Genomic DNA, 26,649 nt, shown 5'->3' on the forward strand with positions numbered 1-26,649 from the left:
GAATGACACGTAACACATTATTCAAAGCATTGTTGGTTTCAGCGCTTAGCGTAGTTGGTTTGGCAAATGCACAAAACGCTAAAGTTGGCAGTGTAGAGATTGAACATGCCTATACCCGCGCAACGGTTCCAGGCCAAATGGCTGCCGGCGGTTTTATGAAGATTGAGAACAAAGGCAAAGCAGATCAACTGATCTCCGCTAGCTCTCCAGTGGCTGGTGAAGTGCAGTTGCACGAAATGGCGATGGAAGGCAATGTGATGAAAATGCGCCAGGTAAAGGATATTCCAGTGCCAGCTGGTGGTGCAGTTGAATTAAAGCCAGGCGGTTTGCACCTCATGTTTATGAATATCAAGGCCCCATTAGCAGCTGGTCAAACTGTTCCAGTCAAACTCAAGTTTGCTAAGGCTGGCGAAGTAGAAGTGAAGATGCCAGTCAATGCAATGGGCGCTCAAGGCGGCTCTCATGATAGTAGTCATGGTAGCGGAATGAAGCACTAAGATTGATTTGGCAGTACTGCTGAGCCAATAAAAAAGCCCCTAGTTCTCACTAGGGGCTTTTTAGTTAGAGCAATTCACTTAGATTTTTAAATCCAAGTCAGTAACCGCACCTTTGCTAGCGCTACTTGCAAGACTTGCATATTTTGCTAGCAGGCCGCGCGTATAGCGAGGTTTAGGTTGCTTCCAAGCAGCACGACGCTTAGCAATCTCTTCATCGCTGACATTGAGCTGAATCAGTAGCTTGTGGGCATCGATTGTGACGGAGTCGCCTTCTTCAATCAAGGCAATCGTTCCGCCTACATAAGCCTCGGGAGCTACGTGTCCAACTACCATTCCCCATGTGCCACCAGAGAAGCGACCATCGGTGATGAGGCCTACAGACTCGCCTAAGCCTTGGCCAACTAAGGCAGAGGTAGGGGCGAGCATCTCACGCATACCAGGGCCGCCTTTAGGGCCTTCATAGCGAATGACCATGACATCACCATCTTTAATCTTCTGCGCCATGATGGCTGCCATTGCATCATCCTCAGAGTCAAAGACGCGGGCAGGGCCAGTAATGGAGGGATTCTTAAGACCCGTAATTTTGGCTACGCAGCCTTCAGGAGAAATATTTCCTTTGAGGATTGCCAGGTGACCTTGCTTATAGATTGGGTTATCAAGAGTACGAATTACCTTTTGATCAGCGCGTGGCACTGAAGGGACATCTTTGAGTGTCTCAGCAATCGTTTTGCCGGTGATGGTCATGCAATCGCCATGCAAAAGTCCGCCATCGAGCAAAATCTTCATCACTTGTGGGATGCCACCAGCTTGGTGCAGATCAGTTGCTAAATACTGACCAGAGGGTTTCATATCGGCAATGACGGGAACGCGTTTGCGAATACGCTCAAAATCATCAATCGTCCAATCAATTTCAGCAGCGCTGGTAATCGCGAGGTAATGCAAAACCGCATTTGTCGATCCACCAACGGCCATAATGACGCTCACTGCGTTCTCAATGGATTTCTTGGTAATGATGTCGCGTGGACGCAAATTCTTTTTAATGGCCTCCACCAACACGATTGCGGATTCATGCGCGCTAGCAACTTTCTCAGCATCTTCATTGGCCATTGTGGATGAGTAAGGCAGGCTCATGCCAAGCGCTTCAAATGAAGAGCTCATCGTATTGGCGGTATACATACCACCGCAAGATCCACTGCCTGGGCAGGCATGCTGCTCAACGCCCTTGAGGTCAGATTCACTCAGGCGGCCAGAGGTGAACTCACCAACCGCTTCAAATGCAGAAACAATATTGAGGTCCTTGCCTTTGAAGTGACCAGGTTTAATCGTGCCACCATAAACATAGATACCAGGAACGTTGGTACGCGCTAGCGCCATCATGCCGCCTGGCATATTTTTGTCGCAGCCACCAATCACCAATACACCGTCTTGCCATAGACCATTCACACAGGTTTCAATGCTGTCAGCAATCACTTCACGAGAAACGAGGGAGTATTTCATGCCCTCAGTGCCCATGCCAATGCCATCGGATACTGTTGGGGTGCCAAATAACTGGGACTTGGCACCAGCTTCTTCCAGGGCTATAACTGCTGCATCAGCCAGTTTTTGTAAGCCGCTATTGCAGGGGGTAATCGTGGAGTGCCCATTGGCCACACCAACCATAGGTTTTACAAAATCCGTTTCTTGGTAGCCCATCGCGTAATACATTGAGCGATTGGGAGCGCGGGCAACTCCTTCGGTAACGTTGCGCGAGCGTTCATTTAAGCGTTTCATGCTGATATTGACTCCAGAAAAGAATTGGTCGAAAAGCTCTATTGTGCCGTGAGATAAAGCAAAGTGCAGGGGTTTATATGACCTTTTCTACTACTTTGCGATATGTCTTTTTAGGCATATCTGGCTATTGTATTTGCTGATTACCCCCTAGTATTAGCTTCATAGCTAATATCCTTTCGAAAATAGCTGCAGTAAATTGCACTATTCGTAACTTTTTCCTTCAAATTCAATGACTAAAGTTGGCCACATCTACCTAATTGACGACGATGCGTCAATGCGCACCTCTTTAAGCAGAATGCTTAAGGAGGTGGGATACATGGTTGAGGACTTTTCTTCAGCGGTAACCTTTTTAGAGCATTCCCTGCCGGTATCACCAGCAGTGATCTTGTTAGACATGCAAATGCCGGATATGACCGGTTTAGATCTTCAGGAAAAATTACTGCAAATGGGTCGCAAGACCCCGATTGTCTTTGTAAGTGGCCAAAGCCACCCCCATCAGATTGTGAAAGGCCTCAAAAAAGGGGCTATTGACTTCCTTTTTAAGCCCTTTAACTTGGAAGACTTGCTTAAAGCGGTAGCTGATGCGGTGGAGTTCGATCGACGTCAGTTAAAGCGTATCTCTAAGGAGGTGGAAACCAAGAAGGACTACGCCACCTTAACCCCAAGGGAAAAAGAGGTCTGTTTTTGGCTAGTAAAGGGCTTGCTTAATAAGGATATTGCTGTCAAGCTCGGAACCACTGATGCAACGATTAAGGTTCACAAGGCTAGAGTGATGGACAAAATGCATGTTGAGTCTGTTCAAACGCTGGTTGCCAAGTATCTAGAGTCAGAGCTTGAAGATATTGAAAAAAGTTAGCTGTTTGGCTAATTTCCCTTGTATAGATTAAGAACTATGATGAGGCACGAATTTGGCAAATAATTCACTAAAAGCGCTTTTGTGACTAGTAACTCTAAACTCCCCGAGATAAATAAGGCAGCTTTTGCACAGGCAAGAGAAAAGCTTGGCTTGAGTGCCAAGGATCTTGGTGGAATGGCTTGTTTGTCTACTCGCCAAATTGAGCAGATTGAGAATGGTGAGAGTGCTACGTTCTATAGTGCCCAAGTTAAATTTACTGCTGCTAAAAAAGTAGCAAAACTATTGGGTCTGAGTGAGAAAGAAGCTTTTGAGCTTGATGAAAAAACTGTGCCCAAAGAAGTGGAGCCAGAACCAACTGCAATAGCGCAAGAAGTGCAAGCGCCAATTAATCCAGTTAAAGAATCCACTCCAAAGCAAAAAACGGAATCTGCCAATCCTGAGCAAGACCTCTCTCCATTAAATGAGGTGCCAAAGGAAGCTGTATCTTCAATAGATTCTTCTGAGTCAAAACCTGCAAAGAAAAAGAACTTATTTTTGTGGTTGAGTGTCTTGGCTGCCGCTGCATTTGCCATTATCAATTTGAGCTCATTCTTTTTTGCAGACAATCCACAAGAGGTGGTGATTGTTAAAGAAGAGGTGATAGCCGTTCCACAAACGCCATCACCTACGCCATCTGAATCTGCTCCGGCGCCATCAACACCAGCAACTCTGCCTGTCACTCCAGCGGTGCCTGCAACGGTGCCAGCGTCTTCGCCAGTAATTGCTTCGGAGCTCTCAACAGCTTGCCCCGCTGAGGAGGCGATAATTCGCTTTAAGCCTGAAGCGCCTCGCAAGGCAGGCGATATGGTTTACCTGCAGGCTAAATCCAAGCAAGTGGTTTGTGTGGTCGATGCCAGCGGAAAAACCCAGAATAAATTGTTGGAGCCGGGGGTTGGTGCCTCTTTTTATGGTCAGCCACCATTTAAGGTTCTCACTTCTGGGCTTAGGGAAGTGGATGTTTTCTTTCAGGGCACGAAAGTGCGCCTAGCAGACCCTGCTGGAAAAACGCTTATCTTGGAGGCGACTGGGTTGGTGAAGCCTTCCGTAGATCCTACAGACTCCCAGTTTCGCTAAGTAGTAAGTGGGGCAGCCATGCGTAGCTTCACCCCCGCTTACTAAGAGGAATACATCAAACTGCTGAGTCGTCAGTTTCGCCAGTGCGAATGCGAATAGCTTGCTCTATTGGGCTAACGAAAATCTTACCGTCACCAATTTTTCCAGTGCGGGCTGCTTTGGTAATAGCCTCAATCGCTGCTTCTGTGCGATCGTCAGCAACAACGACTTCTACTTTGACCTTTGGTAAAAAATCGACAACGTACTCTGCGCCACGATATAGCTCAGTGTGTCCTTTTTGACGACCAAAACCTTTGACTTCAGTAACGGTTAAGCCAGTAACACCAACTTCAGCTAAGGCTTCACGAACTTCATCGAGTTTGAACGGTTTAATAATGGATGTGATTAGCTTCATATATTCCCCTTAATACAGTAATCATACCTAGAACTGAAATCAATTGCCTAAACAAGGCTCTGTAGCAAGCCTATTACTTTACCCTGAAGCACTTTATGCCCGAAATTGGGAGGTAATGGGGTAGCGCCAATCGCGCCCAAACGCCCGTGTAGTGACCTTGATGCCGGGAGGTGCCTGACGCCTTTTATATTCATTTAACTTAATCAGGCGTGTCACTTTTTCGACGCTGTCAGCATCAAAGCCGGCAGCAATCATTTGGGCAATTGATTGGTTCTGCTCCATGTAGCGCTCCACAATTGCATCGAGTGCCTCATAAGAAGGCAGACTATCTTGATCCTTTTGATCTGGGCGCAATTCTGCGGAAGGCGCGCGCGTCAAAATACGCTCTGGAATCACGGGTTCAATACTGTTGCGATAGGCACATAGTCGATAGACTAAGGTCTTGGCAATATCTTTAATGACAGCAAAGCCGCCGGCCATATCGCCGTAGAGCGTGCAGTAGCCCACAGCCATTTCACTCTTGTTCCCCGTAGTTAAAACTAGACGCCCTGTTTTATTGGAGAGTGCCATGAGCAAAGTGCCACGTACTCTTGCCTGAATATTTTCTTCGGTAGCATCTAGTTCTAAACCCCGAAATTGCTCTGCTAAGGAATGCTCGAATGCGTCTACCGGTCCGCTAATCGGAATTTCGTCGTATTGCACGCCGAGGTTCTGAGCCATTTCTCTTGCATCAATCCAAGAGATGTCCGCAGTGTAGCGTGAGGCCATCATGACGGCGCGTACCTTATCTGCGCCCAGGGCATCAACAGCAATTGCCAATACTAGGGCGGAGTCAACCCCGCCAGATAAGCCAATAATGACTCCTGGAAAACGATTCTTTTGTACGTAATCGCTCACGCCTAAAACGAGCGCTTGATAGGCTTGTGCCTCGATGCTCTGAGGCGGGGCAATCAGCCCTTGCTCAAGCTCACCTTCAGCGTTGAGATTGACAAATCCTAAGCCGATATCAAACTGAGGCATGGCCATGACAACTTGACCTTGGCTATTGAGTGCAAAAGAGCCGCCATCAAAAACCAGCTCGTCTTGACCGCCAACGGCATTTACGTAGATCAAAGGCATTTTGCTGATTGCAATCTGCTTGCGCAATACTTCAATGCGTAAAGCCTCTTTATGCAAATGGTAGGGTGAGGCGTTTAACACCAGCAGTACCTGTGCGCCTGCATCATGAGCTTGTTTTGCTGGACCAGCATGCCAAGCATCCTCACACAGAATGAGTCCATATTGAATGCCTGCATTTTCAAAAACACAGGCTTGATTGCCGGCGACAAAATAGCGAACCTCATCAAATACTTCGTGGTTAGGTAGTTTTTGTTTGGCATAGCCAGCAATCACCTGACCATCACGCAATACCGACGCATAGTTTTGTAGGCCAACTGATGTTTGTTGAGGATGCCCAACGATGACAACTAAGCCTGGGAATTGCTTGAGTTCTATAGTGAGGCGTTTGAGTTCCGCTTCTGCCGCCTCAATGAAAGCGGGGCGTAAGAGCAAATCTTCTGGGGGGTAACCTGTGAGCGAGAGCTCTGGGGTTAGGACAACAGTAGCACCTTTTTTAAAGGCTTCCGCTGCTGCTTGAGAGATGAGTCGCGCATTACCAGGTAAATCACCCAGTAAAGGGTTGATTTGCGCTAAGGCGATGGTTTGCGAGCTCACTCCCAATGACAAATTAATTACTTCTGTGATTTGGCATAGCCTGCAATGCCATCCAGAATTTCTTGATGGGCAGCAGCAACACCAACCCAACCTTTTACCTTAACCCATTTACCTTTTTCGAGATCTTTGTAGTGCTCAAAGAAGTGTTGGATTTGGCTAAGGAGTAATTCGTTAACATCTTCTGGTTTTTGCAAATGCTTGTAGATAGGCAAAATCTTATCTTCTGGAACTGCTAATAGTTTCGCATCTTGACCGCCTTCATCTTCCATCTCGAGCATGCCAATTGCGCGGCAACTGACTACTGAACCAGGTACCAATGCGAATGGTGTCATGACGAGAACGTCAACGGGATCGCCGTCACCAGCAATAGTGTGGGGAATGTAACCGTAGTTACATGGATAGTGCATGGCAGTACCCATGAAACGATCTACAAACAGGCAGCCACTTTCTTTATCTACTTCGTACTTGACTGGATCAGCGTTCATTGGGATTTCAATGATGACGTTGAAACTTTCTGGGATCTTTTTGCCTGGGCTGACTTTGTCGTAACTCATAAATACTCCACGTATTGATTAATGAATACCTCGATATTAGCAAAGAGGCGTTTAACTGCTCGAAATAGCTGATTTGCTCTAGTTTAAAGCCTTTGAGAGCCCCCTTTTTTTTGGTATCCAGGAGGATCCAATAAAAAACGCCCAGCATTGTTGCCAGGCGTTTCGTGGGCATTTAGCCCTTAATCGAGAGTCTCTAAGTAGCGTTGAGCATCCAGAGCTGCCATACAACCAGTTCCCGCACTAGTAATGGCTTGGCGATAGATGTGATCTTGCACATCACCTGCAGCAAAGACCCCAGGAATATTGGTTGCGGTGGCATTGCCTTCTAAACCTGAATGGGTTTTGAGGTAGCCATTATTCATATCTAACTGGCCTACAAATAACTCAGTATTCGGTTTATGACCAATGGCAATGAAGGCGCCGGTGACAGCAATCTCTTCTGTGCTGCCATCTTGTTTTTTGATGCGCACTCCGGTGACACCTTTGTCATCTCCCAGCACTTCATCTAAAGTGGAATTCAGTTTGAGCTCGACCTTACCTTCGGCAACTTTAGCCATGAGGCGATCATTCAAAATGGGCTCGGCACGGAATTTATCGCGACGATGAATAACGGTGACTTTCTTAGCAATGCCGGTGAGATAGAGGGCTTCTTCTACAGCAGTATTGCCTCCGCCAACGACGCAGACATCTTGGTTGCGATAAAAGAAGCCATCACAGGTGGCGCACCCAGAAACACCGCGACCCATAAATGCTTCTTCGCTTGGCAATCCAATGTACTGAGCTGAAGCGCCGGTGCTAATAATGAGTGCATCACAGGTATACGTTCCTGAGTCGCCCTCCAGGCGAATCGGCTTTTCAGTTAGCGCTGCCGTATGAATATGATCAAAAATAATATTGGTATTAAAGCGTTCGGCATGCTTTAAAAAACGATCCATGAGTTCTGGGCCTTGAACGCCATCGGGGTCAGCAGGCCAGTTTTCCACATCGGTTGTAGTCATTAATTGACCACCCTGGGCTAGGCCAGTGATCAAGGTAGGGCTCAAATTGGCTCGCGCTGCGTATACAGCAGCAGTGTAGCCAGCAGGGCCAGAACCCAGAATAAGAACTTTGGAGTGTTTAGGAGTATTTGTAGTCATACCCAAATTATAGGATTGCTTGATTACAATCGTAAGAACATGGCAAGAACCACATACCCGAAGTCAAAAAGCCCATTGCCCCAGCCCCCTGAGAATTCGGGGCAGGGAAGGATGCCCCGTCTCCTGCTAGAGGCGCGTTGGTTCATCTCCTGCGGCCTCTGTCTGGGCTTATTTGCCATTTTGGTGACGTATTCCAAGGCAGATCCGGCCTGGTCACATGCCAGTTTTGAGGTCCCCAAGAACCTAGGAGGTCGTTTTGGGGCCTATTTAGCCGATTTATTGCTCTATATCTTCGGTATTTCCGCTTTTTGGTGGGTTGTATTGTTTGGTCGCCGGGTGCTCAGTGGCTGGCGTGAGCTTTGGAGTATCACCTTGCCACCCGATCCGGATGCTAAGCCAGACTCCTTATTGGTACGCTGGTTGGGCTTTGGACTCACTCTATTTAGTAGCATGGGTCTTGAGTCCATCAGGCTTCATTCTTTGGCCTGGGAGCTCCCTAGACCTCCTGGAGGCATCTTGGGTGAGTTGATTGGTGACCCCCTGCAAATGAGCTTAGGTTTTACTGGCTCAACGCTTGTGCTCTTATTTGGCTTGTGCGCAGGTCTATCTCTATTCCTCCATTTTTCTTGGTTAGATATTGCGGAAAAGGTGGGGCGATCACTGGAGCTAACATACAAGCGCCTAAGAGAGCGTCGTGACAGCCAAGAAGATCGCAAATTGGGTGAAGCTGCAGCCGAAGAGCGAGAAGAGTTTGTCGAAGAGTTTCGGGGTCGCGTCGAAATTGCCAAGCCTGTGCAAATCGTGCGTGCACCGGTAGAGATTCCTAAGAGTGCTCGTGTAGAGCGCGAGAAGCAACAGCCATTGTTCGTGGACATCCCAGATTCTGAATTGCCTCCATTGGCATTGCTTGATCCCGTACCAGAAGCAAAAGAAACGATTTCAGCAGATGTGCTGGAATTTACCTCCCGTTTGATCGAGCGCAAGTTAGCTGAGTTTGGTGTCGAGGTCAAAGTGATTGCTGCTTATCCTGGACCTGTAGTGACTCGTTATGAGATTGATCCCGCTGTCGGAGTCAAGGGTAGTCAGATTGTGAATCTGTCTCGCGACTTAGCGCGTTCTTTGGGCGTGGTAAGCATGCGCGTGGTAGAGACGATTCCTGGCAAAACCTGTATGGCTTTGGAATTGCCTAACCCAACCCGTCAATCGGTTTACCTCTCTGAGATTTTGAGTTCACAGGTTTACAACGATAGCCATTCCAATCTCACACTCTCGTTAGGCAAAGATATTTCAGGTAGCCCGATCGTGGCTGACTTGGCGAAGATGCCACACTGCTTAGTTGCCGGTACTACTGGTGCTGGTAAGTCTGTTGGTATTAATGCCATGATTTTGTCGATCCTCTTCAAGGCCAAACCTGATGAAGTACGTCTCATCATGATTGATCCCAAGATGCTGGAGATGGCGATGTACGACAAGATTCCCCATCTCTTGTGTCCAGTAGTAACGGATATGAAGCAGGCCTATAACGCCCTGAATTGGGCGGTTAATGAGATGGAGCGCCGCTACAAGCTGATGAGTAAGTTTGGTGTACGTAACCTTGCTGGCTTTAATAAGAAAATTTTAGAAGCAGAAGAAAAAGGTGAGAAGCTTACTAATCCATTTAGTTTGACGCCGGATGATCCTGAGCCAATTTATAAAGCCCCTGTCATTGTGATTGTGATTGACGAGTTGGCTGACTTAATGATGGTCTCTGGTAAGAAGATTGAAGAGTTGATTGCGCGTATTGCCCAAAAGGCGCGTGCAGCAGGAATTCATTTAGTGCTAGCAACCCAGCGTCCTAGTGTGGATGTGATTACTGGTTTGATTAAAGCTAACGTACCAACGCGTATTTCCTTCCAAGTCAGTAGCAAGATTGATAGCCGCACTATCTTGGATCAACAAGGAGCTGAAGCGCTATTGGGTATGGGTGACATGCTGTACATGGCACCGGGCACTGGACTGCCTGTACGTGTTCACGGTGCATTTGTATCTGATGACGAAGTCCACCGCGTAGTTGAATGGCTCAAGGAGAAGGGCGAAGCCAATTACATCGATGGCGTCTTAGAGGGCGCTGATGAATCCAACATTGATGATCTGACTGGTGAAGGTGGTGGCGAAGCTGATCCGCTGTATGACCAAGCGGTAGCAATTGTTTTAGAAAATAAACGCCCATCTATTTCATTGGTGCAGCGCCATTTGCGCATTGGCTATAACCGCGCAGCGCGTTTGCTCGAGGATATGGAAAAAGCAGGACTGGTTTCTAAGATGGGTAATGGTGGTAACCGTGAAATCCTTCACCGTCCATCTGAATAAGGCCATTATTTTGCGAAGAGTTTTATCCGCAATCAGTGTGGCCATATTGGGTGCGGTGATGTTGTTGCCAGCCCAATTTGCCTTAGCTGATGGAGACAGTGGGGCGGATCAACTACGCCAATTTGTGCGCAATTCTAAAACTGCTCAAGGCGAATTTGTTCAGCAACAGCTGCGTGCACCAAGAGCAAATGAACCGCAAGACAAAGGTTTAAAACTGGTTCGTCAAACCCAAGGTAATTTTGTTTTTCAAAGGCCTGGTCGTTTTGTCTGGGAAACACAAAAGCCTTACGAACAAAAATTAATTGCCGATGGCAAGCAGTTGATCTTGTGGGATAAAGATTTAAATCAAGCTACCTTTAGATCTGCTGGTCAGGCTCTAGCTAGCACCCCTGCAGCAATCTTATTTGGCGAGACATCTTTAGATCAGCATTTTGATTTGGTCGAAGGGGAAGAGCGTTTGGGAATGAAATGGGTTGCTTTAGTGCCCAAGAAGAGTCCCAATGGATCCAAGAGTGATTTGCCCTATACCAAGATTTCGGTGGGTATGATAAACAGCCTACCTAAGGCCTTAGAGTTGATTGATGGCTTAGGTAGCGTTGTTTTGGTGACCCTGGATAAAATTCAACTCAACATTAATCTGCCTGCCAATAGCTTTACTTTTATTCCCCCGGCTGGCGCAGAAGTCCTCCGCTTAAACTAGAGCCTTACCCTTTTTAGATATTTAACCCTACAGAGCATTACATGATTGATCCGCAACTCCTTCGTAAAGATATCGCAGCTGTTGCTGCACGCTTAGCAACGCGTAAGTTCTCCCTTGATGTTGAGAAATTCAACACTTTAGAGGCTGAGCGCAAGTCCTTACAAACGCGTACAGAAGAATTACAAGCCAAGCGTAATCAATTGGCGAAAGCCATTGGTATGAAAAAAGGCAAAGGCGAAGATGCTGCTGCTGAGATGGCAGAGGCATCGCAGATTAATGTGGATATGGAATCGGGCGTAGCGAGACTCGCTGTTCTGCAAAATGAGATTGCTGATTTTTTAATGGGGATTCCCAATCTTCCGGATGAGTCAGTACCGGTAGGCAAAGATGAAACTGAAAATAAAGAAGTCAAGCGCTGGGGAGAGTTGCCCAATTTTTCGTTTCCAGTAAAAGACCATGTAGATTTGGGTGCGCGACTAGGGCTTGATTTTGAATCTGCTGCAAAGATTAGTGGTTCCCGTTTTGTAGTTCTCAAAGGACAACTTGCTCGCTTGCATCGTGCTTTGGCGCAATTGATGCTTGATGTGCATACAGGCCAACATGCTTACCAAGAGCTATATGTACCGTTTATGGTCAACGCAGCATCCATGCGTGGTACTGGCCAACTACCGAAGTTTGAGGAGGACCTCTTTAAGGTTCCCCGTCAAATGGGCGGAGAAGATGGCAATGGCGAAGCAAAAACAGAAAACTTTTATCTCATCCCCACTGCAGAAGTACCTGTCACGAATTTAATGCGCGATACGATCACTGCAGAGCAGGATTTACCGCTTAAATTTGTTGCTCACACGCCTTGCTTTAGATCTGAGGCAGGTAGTTATGGGCGTGATGTGCGCGGGATGATTCGTCAACATCAGTTTGAAAAAGTAGAGCTGGTACAAATTGCGAAGCCAGAAGAATCCATGCAGTTGCTAGAAGAATTAACAGCTCATGCAGAAAAGATTTTGGAGTTACTCGAATTGCCATATAGAAAAGTATTGCTCTGTACTGGCGATATGGGTTTTGGCAGCACCAAGACTTATGACTTGGAAGTGTGGATTCCATCACAAAATGCCTATCGAGAAATTAGCTCTTGCTCCAATATGGGCGACTTCCAAGCAAGGCGCATGCAGGCAAGATTTAAAGCTGGGCAAGGAAAGCCTGAATTAGTACACACTCTCAACGGCTCTGGTCTTGCAGTCGGTAGAACAGGGGTTGCTCTACTGGAGAACTTCCAACAAGCCGATGGCAGTATTACTATCCCTAAAGCATTGCAACCCTATATGGGCGGTTTGGAAGTGCTTAAGCCTATTTAAAGCTAAAGTGCTTCAAAGTAAAAGATGGCTCCATCGCTATAATTGCCTTTCGGTTCGGAGAGGTGGCAGAGTGGTCGAATGTACCTGACTCGAAATCAGGCGTAGGGTCAAACCTACCGAGGGTTCGAATCCCTCCCTCTCCGCCAAAATGACTATTCAGATCTTTATTTCGTGCAAGTTATTTGGGGTTTAAATCAATGAAAGCAATTTCAATTCAAGACCTATCTTCCTTTGGCCTGCTCATGGGATTTATCGTTGTATTTTTTGTATTGATTGTTTATCACGGACTATGTTTGTGGGGCGCGCAAGCAATCTATCATCGACATGCCACTCGATTGATTGCCAATAAGCAATACATCAGAATGGAAATTTTTTTCTTCATGGGCCTCTCTGCCTTAGCTTTAATCCATTTAAGTGAGATTGGCATACTCTCAATTTTGGGCTTATGGCATGGTGTGGCATCTAGCATTGATCACGCGATTGTTGTGATTGGTGGCATCTACACTACCATTGGATCAGAGCAGGCTGTTGCTAGCTTACCCAGCAGGTATCGCATTCTTGCTGTAGTGCTCTCGATGAGCAGTCTCTTTTGCTTTGCTTGGAGTACAGCTGTCATGATGGACATGATGCGCATGTATCGAAAGGTGAGGCCGTTGGACGAAGCTACTTAATAAATTTTAGGTCGATGTTGGGCTATTAATTTAATTTATAAACCTAATAGTTTTTATTGGGCAAGTCGTTTGATATGCGTCAAATCCTGTTTTTTTGATTCCTTTAAAAAGGAGGGGAGAAACATGTAAAAGGAATGACCCTATGAAACTGAAACTGACCTCTTTGTTATTAGCGGCAATGATGACTGCCTTAGTGGGTTGTAGTGATAAAGCTACTACCACTGCTAGCAAGCCTGCGGATGCCGGTGGCGCTGTGATGGATGAGCCTATCAAGCCAATCAATGCTCCTAATGTAGCCAATCCAGCGCTAGTTGAACTTGGTAAACAACTCTACTTTGATCCACGTCTATCCAAGTCGGGTTTCATTTCTTGTAACTCATGCCATAACCTCTCTATGGGCGGCACTGATAACTTAAAAACTTCTATTGGTCATAACTGGAATCAAGGCCCGATCAATGCTCCAACAGTACTCAATTCCAGCCTAAACCTTGCCCAGTTCTGGGATGGTCGTGCAGCCGATTTGAAGGAGCAAGCAGGTGGTCCTATTGCTAATCCAGGTGAGATGGGCTTTACACATGAGTTGGCTGTCAAGACTCTTGAAACCATTCCTGGTTATGTTGCCGAGTTCAAGCAAATCTTTGGCACAGACAAGATCACTATTAATGAGGTAACTAAAGCAATTGCAGCGTTTGAAGAAACCTTGGTTACTCCAAACTCACCATTTGATAAATGGCTCAAAGGCGATAAGAGCGCTTTAACTGCTCAGCAAGTGAAGGGTTATGAGCTGTTTAAAAACAGTGGTTGTATTGGTTGTCACAACGGCCCGGCAGTTGGCGGAAATTCCTTCCAGAAGATGGGTGTTGTTGAGCCGTATAAAGGTGATAACTCTCTCGAGGGTCGTGCTGGTGTGACCAAGAAAGATGCTGACCGCTTTAACTTTAAAGTGCCTACATTGCGCAATATTGAATTGACCTATCCCTACTTCCATGATGGCGAAGCAAAAACACTTGCTGAAGCTGTTGAGATTATGGGTCAGATTCAGTTGGGCCGTAAGTTCACTAAGGAAGAGAATGGCGATATCGTAGCGTTCTTGTACTCACTGACAGGCGATCAACCAAACTTCAAGTTACCTCAGCTTCCGCCATCGGCTCCAGGCACACCTAGCCCACAGCCTTTCGATCCGAAGCCAGCCAAGAAGTAATCGGTAGTTTGATTTAGTAAGTGCACTGCCCGCATCTCACCCATGCGGGCAGTTGTCATTTTGGGATGGCTATACGCTTTTAACCCCACAAAAACTGGGTTTAAAAGAGGGGTGGGGTTTTTCCTAGATGAATTATTTAATTTAACTATATAATATTTAAATATATATTGTTGTTACACCCAAAATGCATTGATTTTGGCTTTCATTTAAAGGTCAAAATGCCGGTAAACCCATGGAAAGGTTTGTATGAGTAAAAAACCAAAGAACGATGTCGCAATGGAGCCAAGTCGCCGACATTTTTTAAAAGGCGCCTCCGCCTTGTCTCTGGCTTCTGGTGGTATCGAATTAGCAATGCCTACAGTTGCTAATGCTGCAATTAAAACTAACGCAAAGGTTGTGATTGTCGGCAGTGGACTGGGTGGTATTGCTGTTGCCAATCGACTGATGCGTGATCTAGATGGTGTCAAGGTCACGATTGTGGATCGCAAAGAAATTCATAATTACCAGCCTGGTTACACCTTAGTGGCAACTGGTATTTGGCCGTTAGATAAGGTGGCCGATCGCAATAGTGATTTGCAACCCAGTGGCATTGAGTGGGTACAAGAAATGGCAACGGAGTTTGATCCAGAGGGTAACTCCATTACGACTGATTCAGGTAGAAAAATTCCCTACGATTTTTTACTGGTAGCTACCGGTCTGCATTTGGATTTCGACAAAATTGAAGGCATGGATATAAAGCATATTGGCACAAATGGTTTGGCCAGTGTTTATCCAAGCCCACAGGCGGCCGCTGCCACTTGGCAGGCTATGGATGCCTTTAGGCAAAAAGGTGGTGATGCTGTCATGACCCTACCAGGTACACCAATGAAGTGTGCTGGCGCACCATTAAAAATGACATTTATGCTTGATGACCGTTTACGTCAAACTGGCAAACGGGAAAACAGCAAGATTGCGTTCCATAGTGCCGGAAGTAATATTTTTGGTGTGCCCTCGGTAAATGACAATGTGCTCTCCCGCTGGGAAAAGCTCGGTATCGAAACCCAATACAAGAGCCAGTTATCGGCCATTGATATTGGCGCTAGAAAGGCGACCTTTATCGACCCTGCCAGTAAAGAGAAAACCGAAGTGCCTTATGACTTTATTCATGTGGTGCCGCCCATGCGTGCCCCAGACGCAGTAAAAAATAGTCTACTGTCGTATCAAGATGGACCTATGGCTGCTGGTGGATGGCTTGAAGTGGATAAATTTAGTTTGCAGCACACACGCTTTCCGAATGTCTTTGGAATTGGTGACATTAACGGTACGCCACGGGGTAAGACGGCGGCTACTGTGAAAAAGAGCGCTCCGATTGTTGCTCAAAATATGATTGATGCCATTACCGGAAAAGCGCTATCGGGCGAACGTTTTGATGGCTACACATCCTGCCCGCTGCTTCTCAGAGAGGGCTCAGCGATGTTGATTGAATTTGATTACGCTGGCAAATTAACCCCCACCATCCCATTTATTGAGCCTTTGCAGGCTAGCTATTTCGCTTGGTTGATGAAGTATCGCTTTTTAAAGCCCGCTTATATTGCCGTCGCCAAAGGGCGAGTTTAATTTAGGAGTTCACTATGTACGAGATTTGGTTAGGCATTAATATTTTTTATGAATTGGCTTTGATGTATTTGCCATTGCTATTTGTGCTCTTTGTAGTCTGGGCTGGTTTGATGGTCTACGCATTCCAGAAGAAGGCGTGCTGGTCTAAAGGTATTAAAGGTGCAATTATTGGCGGCATCATTGCCACCATCATCGCATTTTTAGTGGTTCCAGGAATGACTAAGTCATCTTTAAGTGAATTGGGTTACTGGTTTGACTATGTTGCCTTGTTAGGAATTGCATCCATGTATGGCGCTGTCGCAGCGGCCTTGATTTGGCCGCTGAGTTCTCCAAAGACTCGCTAAAGCAGTTATACCGATTTATTGACGATCAAGAATTTGCTCAAGAGCTTGGGCATTCTTGACGTATTCAATTTTAGTAATTTGTCCTTGGTTTAAGAAGACGGCTGTTACTGCATCATCTTCTCTTGGCCATGCTTGACTATCTTCCCCATTGAGAATAATGCCGACAGAATAGGGGAGATCTCGCATCGATGGCAAAGCAAATGTTCGCGTGATAAATCCTGGCATTTTGCTCAGGTCAGAAAAATAAACTGTTTTCTTACTGCTTAAATAGTCTGCACCTTTTTGACTCAAAATGCTTTGCACAATAGTATTAGCGCCTCTGCTACCACTAAACAGCACTAGCTTGGTATCAGTAGAAATTTGCCAAGGCTTGTCATGCTGGTCATTAATAGCCATCTTGGGGACCAGGTTTCCGACTTGCAGGACAGAACTCTGAGCCCATACAACCGTGCTAATGCTCATGAGGGTGATGATGGTACCTAAAAGTATGCTTTTTATGGGTTTCATTTGCTTGCTTTCTGTTTTCTAAAAATGGGTTAATAGCCTTACTCAATCATTGTCATATAAAAATACATTATATATAAATATAAAATAATGTACTATGGAGTTGTGACAGTAACGAAATAAAGAGGAAAACATCATGAGTGAAATGACAGTGCAGTTCCCAAGATTAAACGAGAGAGCTCCAGAATTTAACGCTAAGACAACTTTTGGAGAAAAGAAGCTATCTGACTACGAAGGTAAGTGGCTGATTTTGTTTTCACATCCAGCAGACTTCACTCCAGTATGTACAACAGAATTTATCGGCTTTGCAAAGGCTGCAGAGACATTTAAGTCTATGAACTGTGAATTGTTAGGTTTGTCGATTGATAGCCTGTTTTCACACTTGGCTTGGGTCAGAAACATTGAGGAGAAGTTTGGTCAAAAGATCACTTTCCCGATCATTGAAGATATCAAGATGGAAGTTGCTTCTGCCTATGGCATGGTTCACCCAGGTGCGGCTGATACCCAAGCCGTGCGCGCTACTTTCTTTATCGACCCTAAAGGGATTTTGCGTGCCATGGTGTACTACCCAATGAGCAATGGTCGCTCCATCGATGAGTTTGTTCGTTTATTGCAAGCTATGCAAACTAGCGATAAGAATTCAGTTGCGACCCCTGAAGGCTGGACTCCAGGTTGCGATGTCATCGTGCCTCCTCCAAAGACTTCAGAGGCTGCAGATAAGCGGGCTAGCGAAGGCTACAACACGGTAGATTGGTATTTCAGTACCAAGAAGCTGTAAGCTAATAGAAGTAGATACTGTGATCAGGAACCCCGTCAAAATGGCGGGGTTTTTGCTAATTCTGTCAGCGTGTTTACTTAATTGATGTCACAATTGAAGCTAATTACCGCCTACTCTAGGAGCCACTGTGCTTGATACGCTGTTGTATAGCCGCATGCAGTTCGGTGCCAATATTTCTTTTCATATTCTGTTCCCGACAATCTCCATTGCCTTGGGTTGGTTCCTGCTGTATTTCAAGATTCAATTTAATCGCACGGGATTGGAGTATTGGCAAGAGGCTTATCAGTTCTGGGTCAAAATTTTTGCTTTGACATTTGCCTTGGGTGTTGTCAGTGGCATCACCATGAGTTTTCAGTTTGGGACGAATTGGCCTGGCTATATGGAAACTGTTGGCAATATTGCTGGTCCATTATTAGCGTATGAAGTGTTGACCGCCTTTTTTCTAGAGGCCACTTTTTTAGGGGTCATGCTCTTTGGCGCAAAGCGCGTGTCTGCCAGAATGCACACCATAGCCACTTTTCTAGTTGCTTTTGGAACGAGTCTTTCAGCATTTTGGATCATAGCTTTAAATTCTTGGATGCAAACCCCGCAAGGTTTCATCATGATTGATGGCAAGGCCCATGCAGTCGATTGGATGGCGATCATTTTTAATCCATCCATGCCTTACCGCTTAGGGCATATGTTGCTTGCTTCATTCCTAACAGTCTCATTCTTTATTGCCGGTATCTCTGCCTATCGTTATTTGCGTAATAGTCGATCAATAGCGAATACCATGGTGATGAAGCTGGCACTTACAGTGGCCATGGTGTTAATCCCCGTGCAAATTATGTTGGGCGATATGCATGGTCTGAATACCTTGGAGCACCAGCCAGCCAAGCTCGCAGCCATGGAGGGTATCTGGGAAAGTGGCTCTGGAGTACCTGCTGTTATCTTCGCTGTCCCTAATCAGGAAACTCGCTCAAATGATTATGAAGTGAGTATTCCCAAATTGGCTTCACTCTATTTAACGCATAGTTGGAATGGCGAGGTAAAAGGCTTAGATGCTTTTGGCGACAAGATTCCTCCAGTAGCTCCGGTATTTTTTGCGTTTCGGATTATGGTGGGTGTTGGTGTGCTCATGCTCTTGGTTTCTTGGTGGGCGCGTTGGCAACTGCGTGGCGCTAGCGCATTGCCGCAGTGGACAGCTAAAGTCTTAGTTTTAATGACCTTCTCTGGCTGGATAGCCGTTTTGTCAGGTTGGTATGTCACAGAAATCGGTCGCCAGCCATATTTGGTAACTGGGGTTCTCACCACGGCTCAAGCAGTAACCACTTTGCCATCAAATATGGTCCTATCCACTCTGCTAGCTTATATCGCCTTGTATATTGGATTACTTGCTGCATATATTTGGGCAGTGTTCTATTTGGCGCGTCAAGCAGATGAGAAGGGCGTTGTTGATACTCACCAAGCTAAGACTGCTGCTGTTAAAACTCCGCTAGGTGCCCAATGATGAACTCGATGGATCTAACGCAAGCATCGGTATGGTTGCCACTGTTTTTCTTTGTGGCTATGGGTATTGCGATGTTGTCCTATGTTGTGCTCGATGGCTATGACTTAGGTATTGGCATGCTATTAAATCGTGCCGCCGATCCAGATAAAGACATGATGATTGCATCCATTGGTCCTTTTTGGGATGCTAATGAGACGTGGATCGTATTGGGAGTTGGCTTGCTCTTAGTAGCCTTTCCATTAGCGCATGGCGTGATCTTGACTGAACTCTATTTGCCAGTTGCAGTGATGTTGCTAGGTCTTATTTTGAGGGGTGTATCTTTTGACTTTAGGGTCAAAGTCAATATTGAGCAAAAGCCTTTATGGAACTTTTTGTTCTATGTAGGCAGTCTCTTAGCGGCGATCTCCCAAGGCATCATGATCGGGCGTTTGATTGTAGGCTTTGAGTCAGGGCTCTTAGGTTGGCTGTTTTCTATCTTGGTAGCTATTTGCTTGCCGGCAGGGTACATCCTGCTGGGATCAACCTGGTTAATTTTAAAAACAGAAGGTAATCTGCAAAAGCGTGCCTTTACTTGGGCCAGAACCAGTCTGTGGTTAACCGCATTTGGAGTAGCGCTGGTTTCTTTAGCAACACCTTACTTTAGCCCAGAGATCATGCATAAATGGTTTGCTTGGCCACAGATTATTTGGTTATCCCCCGTGCCTATTGCAACGGCTATTTTGTTTTTACTAACACATCGTTTTATTAATGCTGTAGAGAGCAAAACGAGCAAGCAGGAATGGCTACCGTTTGCCAGTGTGGTTGCGATCTTCTGGCTCTCATTTTTTGGTATTGCTTACAGCATCTTCCCATATGTGATTATTGGTGAGATGACCTTATGGCAGGCTGCAGCTGCTACCGAATCTTTGTGGGTAATTTTCTGGGGTGCGATAGTCGTGTTGCCAACGATTTTGGGCTACACGTTGTTTTCTTATCGCATCTTCAAAGGTAAGGCCAGCACACTGACCTACTACTAAGAAAGCTCAGCGTTTATTGAGTTCTTTTAGCAATGTTCTTTGCACTACAAATGCTAGGGGCAGGGCAAGCCAGCTAAGCCATAAATAAGGGGAGTCTACTGGTAGTGATTTTCTGACGAGATATTCAAAAATGAAGGCAGCGGCAATAGCAATCGTGCTGGAGGTAATAACGTTTTTGTCTATTTTTTTGCGCATCAGCTGCCTAATCAGTAAAAGGGTTTAATCGTTAAAGGTCACAACGTGATCAGCCACCAAGTGGATACCAATTTTTTCACCAATGGCATGGTCATGGTGACTGGGAACGAAAGCAAAAATCTCTACTCCAGAGGCGAGTTTGAGGGTATATAAAAAATCAGCGCCACGGAAAATCTTGCGCACTACTTCAGCTTGCATAGGGCTATGGTCATCATGAGAGATGTCATCGGCACGCAAAAGAACATCAATCTTCTCACCCACTTTTCCGGTATGTCCTGCATCTAAATCTAATTCACCCAATTCAATTAGGACTTTGTTATTGGGTTGCACAAGTCCTTTGACAAATACGCCGCGACCAATAAAGTCAGCGACATATCGATTAACAGGCTGATGATAGAGCTCATAGGGAATATCCCATTGAATGACTTTGCCTTCGGCCATCACGCCAATCTTGTCAGCAATCGCAAAAGCCTCATATTGATCATGGGTAACTAGTAGAGCAGTGATGTTATTGGCTTTGAGAATATCCCTCGTTTCACCTGCAAGACGTTCTCTGAGTTCAATATCCAGACTGGAGAAAGGCTCATCTAACAAAATCAAATCGGGTTCTGGTGCCATGGCTCTTGCCAGCGCTACACGTTGCTGTTGGCCGCCACTGAGTTCATGAGGATAGGCATCAGCCTTATCAGATAAGGCTACTCTCTTGAGCCATTCCAATGCCACTGCGGCTCTTTTGGGTCCCGTCAGATGCTGCAAACCAAAGGCAATATTGTCTAAAACCGTTAGATGGGGAAAGAGGGCGAATTCTTGAAAGACCATGCCAACCCGCCTTTGGCTTGGAGGAATATGCACAGAATCTGAGCTCACCACTTTGTCACGTAGCAAGATTTGGCCGCCTTTGATCGGCTCAAAACCACAAATTGCCCGCAGTACAGTCGATTTGCCGCAGCCTGAGGAGCCCAGTAGACAGCCGATCTCACCCTGTTCTAGGTCTAAGTTCAGTCCTTTAACGGCTGTCACACGGCCATGACCATCCCGACTTGGGTAGTCGATTTCAAGCTGTTTTATCGAAAGTAGAGTGTGGGCGGAGTTCATCCCTATAATTTTCTCATTAATGCTAATGGTTTAATACATAGCTAGAGTCTAAACGGAATGCCGATTACATGAATCGAATAGTAGTGCCACTGGCTTTGTTGTTATTTCTGCCCTTATTTGGCTTGGCGGCACCTTTTCTATTTCCAGGATTAAGTACCCATCCTGAGCTAGTAGCGACTGGCACGCTCAGTCATTTATGGAATTACGTACTTGGGGGTTATATCGCCTCCACCTTGATCCTAATTGGGGGTGTGGGCTTTGGAGTCTTTATTTTGGGGGTTGGTAATGCTTGGATTATTGCCAGTTATGACTTTCCAGGTAAGAAGGTATTTGAGTGGGCCTTGATACTGCCGCTAGCAGTACCTACCTATGTGATGGCCTATCTTTTTGTAGACCTGTTGCAGTTTTCAGGGCCGATTCAAACCACTATCCGTGCAATTTTAGGCGTGGATGCGCTCTGGTTCTTCCCTGATCCCCGGTCGCTAACAGGGGCAATTTGGTCTTTCTCTTTCTGCTTGTTTCCCTATGTGTATTTAATTACACGCACTGCATTTTTAGAGCGCAGTAGACGCTTAATTGAAGTCTCAGAAACTTTAGGCTACAGCCCATTTCAAGGTTTTATGAAGCTAGTACTCCCCATGGCAAGACCAGCCATTTTTGCTGGCATGGCATTGGCGCTCATGGAGGTGTTGGCGGACTTTGGTGCCGTGTCCTATTTTGGCGTGCAAACTTTTGCTACTGGAATCTTCAAAGCCTGGCTATCCTTTGGTGATCGTCTTGCAGCTGTCCAGTTATCCCTGGGTCTCTTGACCCTGGTGTTACTCATATTCTTTATTGAGCAAAATAGCCGCTCTAAATTACGCTATGCCTCTTCTTCCCAAAGCAAACCCATCGCTATTGTGTTGCGTGGCAAAAAATCCTTCTTTGCTTTTTCTTTTTGTGGGTTAACTTTATTGTTTGGATTTTTACTGCCTGCATTTGCACTTTTCCAACTGCTTTACCAGCAAGGTCTTAGCGTAGATATTCGTTATCTCGATTGGTTGGGAAATTCTTTATCAGTGTCCTTAATTACTGCAGTAGTGTCGGTTGCATTTGCTGTATTTTTTGCTTATGCCGTGAGGATCAATACCCATTTAGCATGGGTTAATCGTTTGCTGGGATTTGGTTATGCCTTGCCGGGCGCGGTCTTAGCAATTGGTATTTTGTCTTTCCTAGAAATTTTTCAATTGGCTTGGTGGATGTCTGCAAGTGTGCTGGTATTGGTATACGCCTACTTGGTCCGCTTTCTGTCATCGAGCTTGCAAAGTGTTGAGGCGGGCCTTTCCCGCATTACGCCATCGATGGATGGCTCTGCAGCATTGCTCGGCTTATCCAGAGTACAAATTCTGAAAAGGGTGCACCTACCACTTCTGAAGCGCAGCCTCATTACTGCTGGCCTCTTTGTCTTTGTAGACGTCATGAAAGAGTTGCCTGCGACCTTACTTTTGCGACCCTTTAACTTTGACACCTTGGCAGTTGCTACCTATCAATTGGCAGCGGATGAGCGTCTTGCTGAGCTTGCTTTACCCTCCTTAACCATTGTTTTAGTTGGACTTTTTCCGGTATTAATCCTTTCCAGAGTGATCGCTAAGTCCTAGGCAATAGCCCCCGTTTTATTTCTTAATTGATAATCATTCGTATTTGTGATAAATTAGAGTCATCTAATTTAAATCACCAATATCGCAATGAAAACCAAACAGACTCTCAGAATTTTTAGCGCAACATCATTACTGCTCGCAATCTGGCTTGCAGCACCTGCATATGCCCAGGCTTCGCCAGAAGCAAAAGAACTCAATTTATACTCTGCTCGCCATTACAAAACGGATGAGGCACTTTATGGCGATTTCACCAAAAAGACCGGCATCAAAATTAATCGCATTGAAGCGGATGACAATGCACTCGCCGAGAGATTAAAGAGTGAGGGCGCTAATAGTCCTGCAGATGTGATTTTGATGGTCGATGCCGCGAGATTATGGCGTGCTCAAATTGACGGTTTTTTTAAGCCGATCCAGTCAAAATATTTAGAGAGTCGTATTCCAGAAAATCTGCGTTCTAAACCCGATCCAGAGGGCTCGACTTGGTTTGGATTTTCAACCAGGGCGCGCTTAGTGGTTTACAACAAAGACAAAGTAAACCCACAAGATGTGGATACCTATGAAAAGTTAGCGGAGCCAATGAATAAGGGAAAAGTGTGCACCCGTTCTGGCGCTCATCCTTATATGTTGTCGCTGATTGGTGCCATGATTGAGCGCCGCGGTGAGGCCGCTACAGAAGCGTGGGCAAAAGGCATGGTAGCTAATATGGCCCGCCCCCCAAGAGGTGGGGATACCGACCAGATTAAAGCGGTTGCCTCGGGTGAGTGCGGTGTCGCCCTGGCAAACTCTTACTACCTAGTGAGGTTGTTACGCTCCAATAAGCCAGAAGATCAAGCCATTGTTTCTAAAATTGGATTTGTTTGGCCGAACCAAAAAACTTCTGGAGCTCACATTAATATTGCCGGGGGTGGTGTAGCAAAAAATGCTCCTCACTCCAAGGCTGCCGTTCAATTCTTAGAGTACTTGGCTAGCGATTCTGCCCAAGAGTATTTTGCCAATGGTAATAACGAATGGCCAGTTGTTAAATCAGTCAAGATTGAGAATGAAGGCCTCAAGATGCTTGGACCCTTCAAGGCAGAAAATATTTCTGTTGCAGCAATTGGTAGAAATCAAATTGCCGCCCAACGATTACTTGACCGGGTTGGATACAAGTAATCGCATTGAGGTAATCGGTCTAGAGAAAAGTCACGCGTTTCTCTAGATCTGCAAGATTGACTATCGCAGATTGAAGGGTTTTTCCGTCATCAGGGCTGTTGACAATGATGCCTACCCCGGCAACGGGCGCAAGGCTGTCTACCTTAAAACGTCCTACATTACTCTGTAGACGAATAAAGCATTCTTCATCAAAAAAGAGGCGATCGCCATTGTCATCAATCTCATCAGAGTCAATGGTGGTAAAGCCAATGGCCTGGGCAAGCGCTTCTTGAGTTTCGGGGATGTCGAGGGCTTTAATTTCTTTAGCGCTGGGATCAATAATGAATACTTGCATGTATGTTGCTTTCAATAATGGTTTGTATATTTACACTACATCCTAATTGAAATTACCTAAGCTTGCAGAGCAGCATAGAAATTAAAAAAGAAGGCTAGAATGATTCATTATTGTGGGAGCGTCTAACACTAGCCTATGAAATATTTTCAGAAAATCTTCCTCTTATCTTTGGGCTTCATATTGTTAGCCTGCTCTACGCCAGTGAGTGAGTTTGGCGCCTACCGTCAGTCCGATGGAACCGTTGGCGTACATGCGCCCAAGGGGGCAAAGGATTCTGAGGCCCATGCTGCAGCAGAAGAGGAGTGTAAAAAGCTAGGAAAGCGAAGCGCCACAATTCTGGAAACTCGCAAAACAGTGAACGATCGCTTTCCTATTACCTATATTTACAGATGTAATACCTATTAATTACTCGAATGAGAAACGGGGTGCTTAACTCAGCAACCATTTTTTAATCGACTTATTGACACACATCGCATCTAAAGCGAGGCCAAAGAACTCTGATCCATTGGTGATCATGCTTTCAATAGCTTCTACTTTTCCAGACTTAATGCCACGCAGGTAAGTAGCGGCACGGTAGCGCAGGAAATGCTCATTCTCACCATCTTCGTTATCGGTAGAGCAAATTTCTAGACTGCCGTAACGGGTTTCAGGGTTGATATTGAGAATAGATAAGCTAAGAGCGCCAATCAGATTTTCTGGAATGGCAATAGGTACATAAGAATAGAGCGAGATCAACTGTTCTTCTTCGTCTACCTCAATGATGTGATCCACGTCAAAGACATCTTTTTCAGTTAACTCTGTCTCACCAGAATCGCCGCCGCCAAAAGTCGATTCAAACTGCAACATAGCAGTGTTGCTGTCTTTGGAGATTTCAATCATGTCAGGGTAGCCCAAAAGACCTTTCCACCAATACATCAACGAGAAGGTGCACGGTTTTACTTCAACCAAGCCTTTCTTGGTGGACTTGGCAAAGTACAGACCGTAAAACTCATCATCTTCCTCAAGTCCATACTGGTCAACTTTGAGTTTTTTTGGTGCTGCGACTTTCGTTGATTTTTTGGCAGGTTTTTTTGGAGCCGGTTTTTTAGCAGCAGGTTTGCTGACGACTCTTTTTTTAGTTACTTTTTTGGCTGCCGGCTTCTTTGCGACAGTTTTCTTGGCAACAACCTTTTTAGCGGCTGGTTTTTTCACTACTTTCTTTACTGCTTTCTTGGCCGCTGTTTTTTTGACAGCGACCTTCTTAACAGCCTTTTTTGCAGGGGCTTTTTTTACCACCTTAGTAGCTACTTTCTTTTTTGCTGGTGACTTCTTTGTAGCCATGGTCTATTACCCTTCATTTCAGTAGTTAAGTGCTTTGTGCACAGAATGATATTACTGCACTTATTGTCTAGTAATACCAATAGCTATATGGGGATTTACCCAGCAATATCAAGGCCATTGCTTCAGGCGTTTATTTCAGCTTGAAATTAGCTCTTATCTTGCTACACTGGAAGTGTGCAGTTTTTCCTAACCTCAACTGAAAGAGAATCTATGTTCCCTGAATATCGTGAGTTAATTACTAAACTGAAAACATCGGATCGTCATTTTTCCCATTTATTTGACAAGCACAATAATCTGGATCAGAAAATTCTACGGATGGAAGCGCACTCTGAGCCTAGCACCCCAGAAGAAATAGAAACCCTCAAAAAAGAGAAGTTATTGCTGAAAGATCAGCTGTATGCGGTGCTTAAAAAGGCGAGCACACAGTAATCGGATTGAAGTCAGGCCTTAGCCTTAGCCTTGGCTGAGGTCTGATTGAGTCCTTTACAAAATCAGGCTTTTTTCAGAAAACAGGCTTTCAGTAGCATATTGCCTGCATCTGTTTTGCAGTCCACTTCATGATCGCCTGATACGAGGCGAATACCTTTAATTTTGGTGCCTACTTTTAAGGTGGTGGAAGATCCTTTTACCTTGAGGTCTTTAATCAAGGTCACGCTATCACCATCTGCCAATAGATTTCCATTAGCATCTTTCACAATCAGTCCAGCCTCGCTTTCATCTGCAGCTTCTGCCATAGGCCACTCATGCCCACATTGGGCACAGATATAGTTCTCCCCATCTGGGTAGGTCATATCCTCTTTACAGGCAGGGCATGGGGGAAGGTTGGCGCTAGCATTCATGAACATTGATTGGGTTGGGTAGGATAAGGGTCTATTTTAGTCCA

At 45.7% G+C, this 26,649-nt stretch carries 28 protein-coding genes and 1 tRNA gene; 18 read left to right on the top strand and 11 right to left on the bottom strand.

The annotated features are described in order from the left end of the window. Positions 1-2 precede the first annotated feature (2 nt). Positions 3-497: a copper chaperone PCu(A)C gene (locus FD974_RS02590; protein WP_215365516.1), complete on the top strand. Its 495-nt coding sequence runs from the start codon at positions 3-5 to the stop codon at positions 495-497. Positions 498-575: 78 nt separating this feature from the next. On the opposite strand, the gene ilvD is transcribed toward FD974_RS02590, so the two are convergent. Next, positions 576-2,267, bottom strand: coding sequence for a dihydroxy-acid dehydratase (ilvD, locus tag FD974_RS02595; protein ID WP_215365518.1), 1,692 nt, complete (start codon positions 2,265-2,267; stop codon positions 576-578). A 229-nt stretch (positions 2,268-2,496) separates the two neighbouring features. On the opposite strand from ilvD, the gene FD974_RS02600 reads away from it, so the two are divergent. Together FD974_RS02600 and FD974_RS02605 are read left to right on the top strand one after the other, a co-directional pair. Continuing rightward, positions 2,497-3,123 carry a response regulator transcription factor gene (locus tag FD974_RS02600; RefSeq protein WP_215365519.1) on the top strand — a complete coding sequence of 209 codons (627 nt, stop codon included), beginning with the start codon at positions 2,497-2,499 and terminating at the stop codon, positions 3,121-3,123. Positions 3,124-3,204: 81 nt separating this feature from the next. Further along, positions 3,205-4,236 carry a helix-turn-helix domain-containing protein gene (locus tag FD974_RS02605; protein WP_215365521.1) on the top strand — a complete coding sequence of 344 codons (1,032 nt, stop codon included), beginning with the start codon at positions 3,205-3,207 and terminating at the stop codon, positions 4,234-4,236. Between the two features lie 55 nt (positions 4,237-4,291). On the opposite strand, the gene glnK is transcribed toward FD974_RS02605, so the two are convergent. From glnK to trxB, 4 genes are all read right to left on the bottom strand, one after another. After that, the gene (gene glnK / locus FD974_RS02610) at positions 4,292-4,630 is read right to left on the bottom strand and encodes a P-II family nitrogen regulator (protein WP_215365523.1); all 339 of its coding nucleotides are present in this window, start codon (positions 4,628-4,630) and stop codon (positions 4,292-4,294) included. A gap of 93 nt (positions 4,631-4,723) precedes the next feature. Continuing rightward, positions 4,724-6,343 carry an NAD+ synthase gene (locus tag FD974_RS02615; RefSeq protein ID WP_215365525.1) on the bottom strand — a complete coding sequence of 540 codons (1,620 nt, stop codon included), beginning with the start codon at positions 6,341-6,343 and terminating at the stop codon, positions 4,724-4,726. 17 nt (positions 6,344-6,360) lie between these two features. After that, positions 6,361-6,897, bottom strand: coding sequence for an inorganic diphosphatase (gene ppa / locus FD974_RS02620; RefSeq protein ID WP_215365527.1), 537 nt, complete (start codon positions 6,895-6,897; stop codon positions 6,361-6,363). Between the two features lie 179 nt (positions 6,898-7,076). Next, positions 7,077-8,033, bottom strand: a complete 957-nt coding sequence (gene trxB, locus FD974_RS02625; RefSeq protein ID WP_215365529.1) for a thioredoxin-disulfide reductase — start codon at positions 8,031-8,033, stop codon at positions 7,077-7,079. Positions 8,034-8,072: 39 nt separating this feature from the next. On the opposite strand from trxB, the gene FD974_RS02630 reads away from it, so the two are divergent. The 8 genes from FD974_RS02630 (at position 8,073) to FD974_RS02665 (ending at position 16,246) form a co-directional block, all read left to right on the top strand. Further along, positions 8,073-10,382, top strand: a complete 2,310-nt coding sequence (locus tag FD974_RS02630) for a DNA translocase FtsK (RefSeq protein WP_371817123.1) — start codon at positions 8,073-8,075, stop codon at positions 10,380-10,382. Next, on the top strand, positions 10,354-11,082 hold the full coding sequence (locus tag FD974_RS02635) for an outer membrane lipoprotein carrier protein LolA (protein WP_251374646.1): 729 nt from the start codon (positions 10,354-10,356) through the stop codon (positions 11,080-11,082). The genes FD974_RS02630 and FD974_RS02635 overlap by 29 nt, the downstream gene beginning before the upstream one ends. A gap of 41 nt (positions 11,083-11,123) precedes the next feature. After that, a complete protein-coding gene (serS, locus tag FD974_RS02640) occupies positions 11,124-12,434 on the top strand; it encodes a serine--tRNA ligase (RefSeq protein ID WP_215365533.1) in 1,311 nt (436 codons plus the stop codon). 56 nt (positions 12,435-12,490) lie between these two features. Further along, positions 12,491-12,580, top strand: a tRNA-Ser gene (locus tag FD974_RS02645). Between the two features lie 51 nt (positions 12,581-12,631). Beyond that, positions 12,632-13,105, top strand: coding sequence for a hypothetical protein (locus FD974_RS02650; RefSeq protein WP_215365535.1), 474 nt, complete (start codon positions 12,632-12,634; stop codon positions 13,103-13,105). A gap of 142 nt (positions 13,106-13,247) precedes the next feature. Then, positions 13,248-14,306: a cytochrome-c peroxidase gene (locus tag FD974_RS02655; protein ID WP_215365537.1), complete on the top strand. Its 1,059-nt coding sequence runs from the start codon at positions 13,248-13,250 to the stop codon at positions 14,304-14,306. Between the two features lie 246 nt (positions 14,307-14,552). Then, positions 14,553-15,902 (top strand): NAD(P)/FAD-dependent oxidoreductase, encoded by a 1,350-nt coding sequence (locus tag FD974_RS02660; RefSeq protein WP_215365539.1) that lies wholly within the window; start codon positions 14,553-14,555, stop codon positions 15,900-15,902. A gap of 14 nt (positions 15,903-15,916) precedes the next feature. After that, positions 15,917-16,246, top strand: a complete 330-nt coding sequence (locus FD974_RS02665; protein ID WP_215365540.1) for a hypothetical protein — start codon at positions 15,917-15,919, stop codon at positions 16,244-16,246. Positions 16,247-16,261: 15 nt separating this feature from the next. Here FD974_RS02665 and FD974_RS02670 read toward each other — a convergent pair whose 3' ends face one another. Further along, on the bottom strand, positions 16,262-16,708 hold the full coding sequence (locus FD974_RS02670; protein ID WP_215365542.1) for a hypothetical protein: 447 nt from the start codon (positions 16,706-16,708) through the stop codon (positions 16,262-16,264). 178 nt (positions 16,709-16,886) lie between these two features. Between FD974_RS02670 and FD974_RS02675 the strand changes: the two genes are divergently transcribed. The 3 genes from FD974_RS02675 (at position 16,887) to FD974_RS02685 (ending at position 20,033) form a co-directional block, all read left to right on the top strand. Further along, the gene (locus FD974_RS02675) at positions 16,887-17,528 is read left to right on the top strand and encodes a peroxiredoxin (RefSeq protein WP_215365545.1); all 642 of its coding nucleotides are present in this window, start codon (positions 16,887-16,889) and stop codon (positions 17,526-17,528) included. A 154-nt stretch (positions 17,529-17,682) separates the two neighbouring features. Further along, positions 17,683-19,017 carry a cytochrome ubiquinol oxidase subunit I gene (locus FD974_RS02680; RefSeq protein ID WP_215366603.1) on the top strand — a complete coding sequence of 445 codons (1,335 nt, stop codon included), beginning with the start codon at positions 17,683-17,685 and terminating at the stop codon, positions 19,015-19,017. Then, a complete protein-coding gene (locus tag FD974_RS02685) occupies positions 19,014-20,033 on the top strand; it encodes a cytochrome d ubiquinol oxidase subunit II (RefSeq protein WP_371817124.1) in 1,020 nt (339 codons plus the stop codon). Before FD974_RS02680 ends, FD974_RS02685 begins: the two co-directional genes overlap by 4 nt. A gap of 6 nt (positions 20,034-20,039) precedes the next feature. Here the strand turns inward: FD974_RS02685 and FD974_RS02690 are convergent, their stop codons facing one another. Together FD974_RS02690 and FD974_RS02695 are read right to left on the bottom strand one after the other, a co-directional pair. Further along, positions 20,040-20,228 carry a hypothetical protein gene (locus FD974_RS02690; RefSeq protein WP_215303052.1) on the bottom strand — a complete coding sequence of 63 codons (189 nt, stop codon included), beginning with the start codon at positions 20,226-20,228 and terminating at the stop codon, positions 20,040-20,042. A gap of 24 nt (positions 20,229-20,252) precedes the next feature. Then, the gene (locus tag FD974_RS02695; RefSeq protein WP_215365547.1) at positions 20,253-21,323 is read right to left on the bottom strand and encodes an ABC transporter ATP-binding protein; all 1,071 of its coding nucleotides are present in this window, start codon (positions 21,321-21,323) and stop codon (positions 20,253-20,255) included. A gap of 68 nt (positions 21,324-21,391) precedes the next feature. Here FD974_RS02695 and FD974_RS02700 point away from each other — a divergent pair, with 68 nt between their 5' ends. Together FD974_RS02700 and FD974_RS02705 are read left to right on the top strand one after the other, a co-directional pair. Continuing rightward, a complete protein-coding gene (locus FD974_RS02700) occupies positions 21,392-22,960 on the top strand; it encodes an iron ABC transporter permease (RefSeq protein WP_215365549.1) in 1,569 nt (522 codons plus the stop codon). An 87-nt stretch (positions 22,961-23,047) separates the two neighbouring features. Beyond that, a complete protein-coding gene (locus tag FD974_RS02705) occupies positions 23,048-24,112 on the top strand; it encodes an extracellular solute-binding protein (protein ID WP_215365551.1) in 1,065 nt (354 codons plus the stop codon). A gap of 19 nt (positions 24,113-24,131) precedes the next feature. On the opposite strand, the gene FD974_RS02710 is transcribed toward FD974_RS02705, so the two are convergent. After that, positions 24,132-24,446 carry a hypothetical protein gene (locus FD974_RS02710; RefSeq protein ID WP_215365553.1) on the bottom strand — a complete coding sequence of 105 codons (315 nt, stop codon included), beginning with the start codon at positions 24,444-24,446 and terminating at the stop codon, positions 24,132-24,134. A 135-nt stretch (positions 24,447-24,581) separates the two neighbouring features. Here FD974_RS02710 and FD974_RS02715 point away from each other — a divergent pair, with 135 nt between their 5' ends. Next, complete coding sequence (locus FD974_RS02715; protein ID WP_215365555.1) at positions 24,582-24,851, top strand: hypothetical protein; 270 nt, start codon at positions 24,582-24,584, stop codon at positions 24,849-24,851. Between the two features lie 24 nt (positions 24,852-24,875). On the opposite strand, the gene FD974_RS02720 is transcribed toward FD974_RS02715, so the two are convergent. Beyond that, positions 24,876-25,766: a hypothetical protein gene (locus FD974_RS02720; RefSeq protein ID WP_215365557.1), complete on the bottom strand. Its 891-nt coding sequence runs from the start codon at positions 25,764-25,766 to the stop codon at positions 24,876-24,878. 210 nt (positions 25,767-25,976) lie between these two features. On the opposite strand from FD974_RS02720, the gene FD974_RS02725 reads away from it, so the two are divergent. Beyond that, positions 25,977-26,195: a YdcH family protein gene (locus FD974_RS02725; RefSeq protein WP_215365559.1), complete on the top strand. Its 219-nt coding sequence runs from the start codon at positions 25,977-25,979 to the stop codon at positions 26,193-26,195. Positions 26,196-26,257: 62 nt separating this feature from the next. Here the strand turns inward: FD974_RS02725 and FD974_RS02730 are convergent, their stop codons facing one another. Then, complete coding sequence (locus tag FD974_RS02730) at positions 26,258-26,605, bottom strand: zinc ribbon domain-containing protein YjdM (RefSeq protein ID WP_215365561.1); 348 nt, start codon at positions 26,603-26,605, stop codon at positions 26,258-26,260. Between the last annotated feature and the right edge of the window lie 44 nt (positions 26,606-26,649).

The sequence above is a fragment of the Polynucleobacter sp. es-EL-1 genome (genome assembly GCF_018687975.1).
Lineage (GTDB): Bacteria > Pseudomonadota > Gammaproteobacteria > Burkholderiales > Burkholderiaceae > Polynucleobacter.

What these genes read in the sequence shown, in the direction of transcription:
- FD974_RS02710 (WP_215365553.1), bottom strand. Translation starts at nt 24,446, where the DNA reads ATGCAAGTATTCATTATTGATCCCAGCGCTAAAGAAATTAAAGCCCTC.
- FD974_RS02715 (WP_215365555.1), top strand. Translation starts at nt 24,582, where the DNA reads ATGAAATATTTTCAGAAAATCTTCCTCTTATCTTTGGGCTTCATATTG.
- FD974_RS02600 (WP_215365519.1), top strand. Translation starts at nt 2,497, where the DNA reads ATGACTAAAGTTGGCCACATCTACCTAATTGACGACGATGCGTCAATG.
- FD974_RS02675 (WP_215365545.1), top strand. Translation starts at nt 16,887, where the DNA reads ATGAGTGAAATGACAGTGCAGTTCCCAAGATTAAACGAGAGAGCTCCA.
- FD974_RS02700 (WP_215365549.1), top strand. Translation starts at nt 21,392, where the DNA reads ATGAATCGAATAGTAGTGCCACTGGCTTTGTTGTTATTTCTGCCCTTA.
- trxB (WP_215365529.1), bottom strand. Translation starts at nt 8,033, where the DNA reads ATGACTACAAATACTCCTAAACACTCCAAAGTTCTTATTCTGGGTTCT.
- FD974_RS02685 (WP_371817124.1), top strand. Translation starts at nt 19,014, where the DNA reads ATGATGAACTCGATGGATCTAACGCAAGCATCGGTATGGTTGCCACTG.
- FD974_RS02590 (WP_215365516.1), top strand. Translation starts at nt 3, where the DNA reads ATGACACGTAACACATTATTCAAAGCATTGTTGGTTTCAGCGCTTAGC.
- FD974_RS02725 (WP_215365559.1), top strand. Translation starts at nt 25,977, where the DNA reads ATGTTCCCTGAATATCGTGAGTTAATTACTAAACTGAAAACATCGGAT.
- FD974_RS02695 (WP_215365547.1), bottom strand. Translation starts at nt 21,323, where the DNA reads ATGAACTCCGCCCACACTCTACTTTCGATAAAACAGCTTGAAATCGAC.
- FD974_RS02650 (WP_215365535.1), top strand. Translation starts at nt 12,632, where the DNA reads ATGAAAGCAATTTCAATTCAAGACCTATCTTCCTTTGGCCTGCTCATG.
- FD974_RS02630 (WP_371817123.1), top strand. Translation starts at nt 8,073, where the DNA reads ATGGCAAGAACCACATACCCGAAGTCAAAAAGCCCATTGCCCCAGCCC.
- FD974_RS02720 (WP_215365557.1), bottom strand. Translation starts at nt 25,766, where the DNA reads ATGGCTACAAAGAAGTCACCAGCAAAAAAGAAAGTAGCTACTAAGGTG.
- FD974_RS02690 (WP_215303052.1), bottom strand. Translation starts at nt 20,228, where the DNA reads ATGCGCAAAAAAATAGACAAAAACGTTATTACCTCCAGCACGATTGCT.
- FD974_RS02680 (WP_215366603.1), top strand. Translation starts at nt 17,683, where the DNA reads ATGCAGTTCGGTGCCAATATTTCTTTTCATATTCTGTTCCCGACAATC.
- FD974_RS02660 (WP_215365539.1), top strand. Translation starts at nt 14,553, where the DNA reads ATGAGTAAAAAACCAAAGAACGATGTCGCAATGGAGCCAAGTCGCCGA.
- FD974_RS02670 (WP_215365542.1), bottom strand. Translation starts at nt 16,708, where the DNA reads ATGAGCATTAGCACGGTTGTATGGGCTCAGAGTTCTGTCCTGCAAGTC.
- FD974_RS02665 (WP_215365540.1), top strand. Translation starts at nt 15,917, where the DNA reads ATGTACGAGATTTGGTTAGGCATTAATATTTTTTATGAATTGGCTTTG.
- FD974_RS02655 (WP_215365537.1), top strand. Translation starts at nt 13,248, where the DNA reads ATGAAACTGAAACTGACCTCTTTGTTATTAGCGGCAATGATGACTGCC.
- serS (WP_215365533.1), top strand. Translation starts at nt 11,124, where the DNA reads ATGATTGATCCGCAACTCCTTCGTAAAGATATCGCAGCTGTTGCTGCA.
- FD974_RS02705 (WP_215365551.1), top strand. Translation starts at nt 23,048, where the DNA reads ATGAAAACCAAACAGACTCTCAGAATTTTTAGCGCAACATCATTACTG.
- FD974_RS02730 (WP_215365561.1), bottom strand. Translation starts at nt 26,605, where the DNA reads ATGAATGCTAGCGCCAACCTTCCCCCATGCCCTGCCTGTAAAGAGGAT.
- ilvD (WP_215365518.1), bottom strand. Translation starts at nt 2,267, where the DNA reads ATGAAACGCTTAAATGAACGCTCGCGCAACGTTACCGAAGGAGTTGCC.
- glnK (WP_215365523.1), bottom strand. Translation starts at nt 4,630, where the DNA reads ATGAAGCTAATCACATCCATTATTAAACCGTTCAAACTCGATGAAGTT.
- ppa (WP_215365527.1), bottom strand. Translation starts at nt 6,897, where the DNA reads ATGAGTTACGACAAAGTCAGCCCAGGCAAAAAGATCCCAGAAAGTTTC.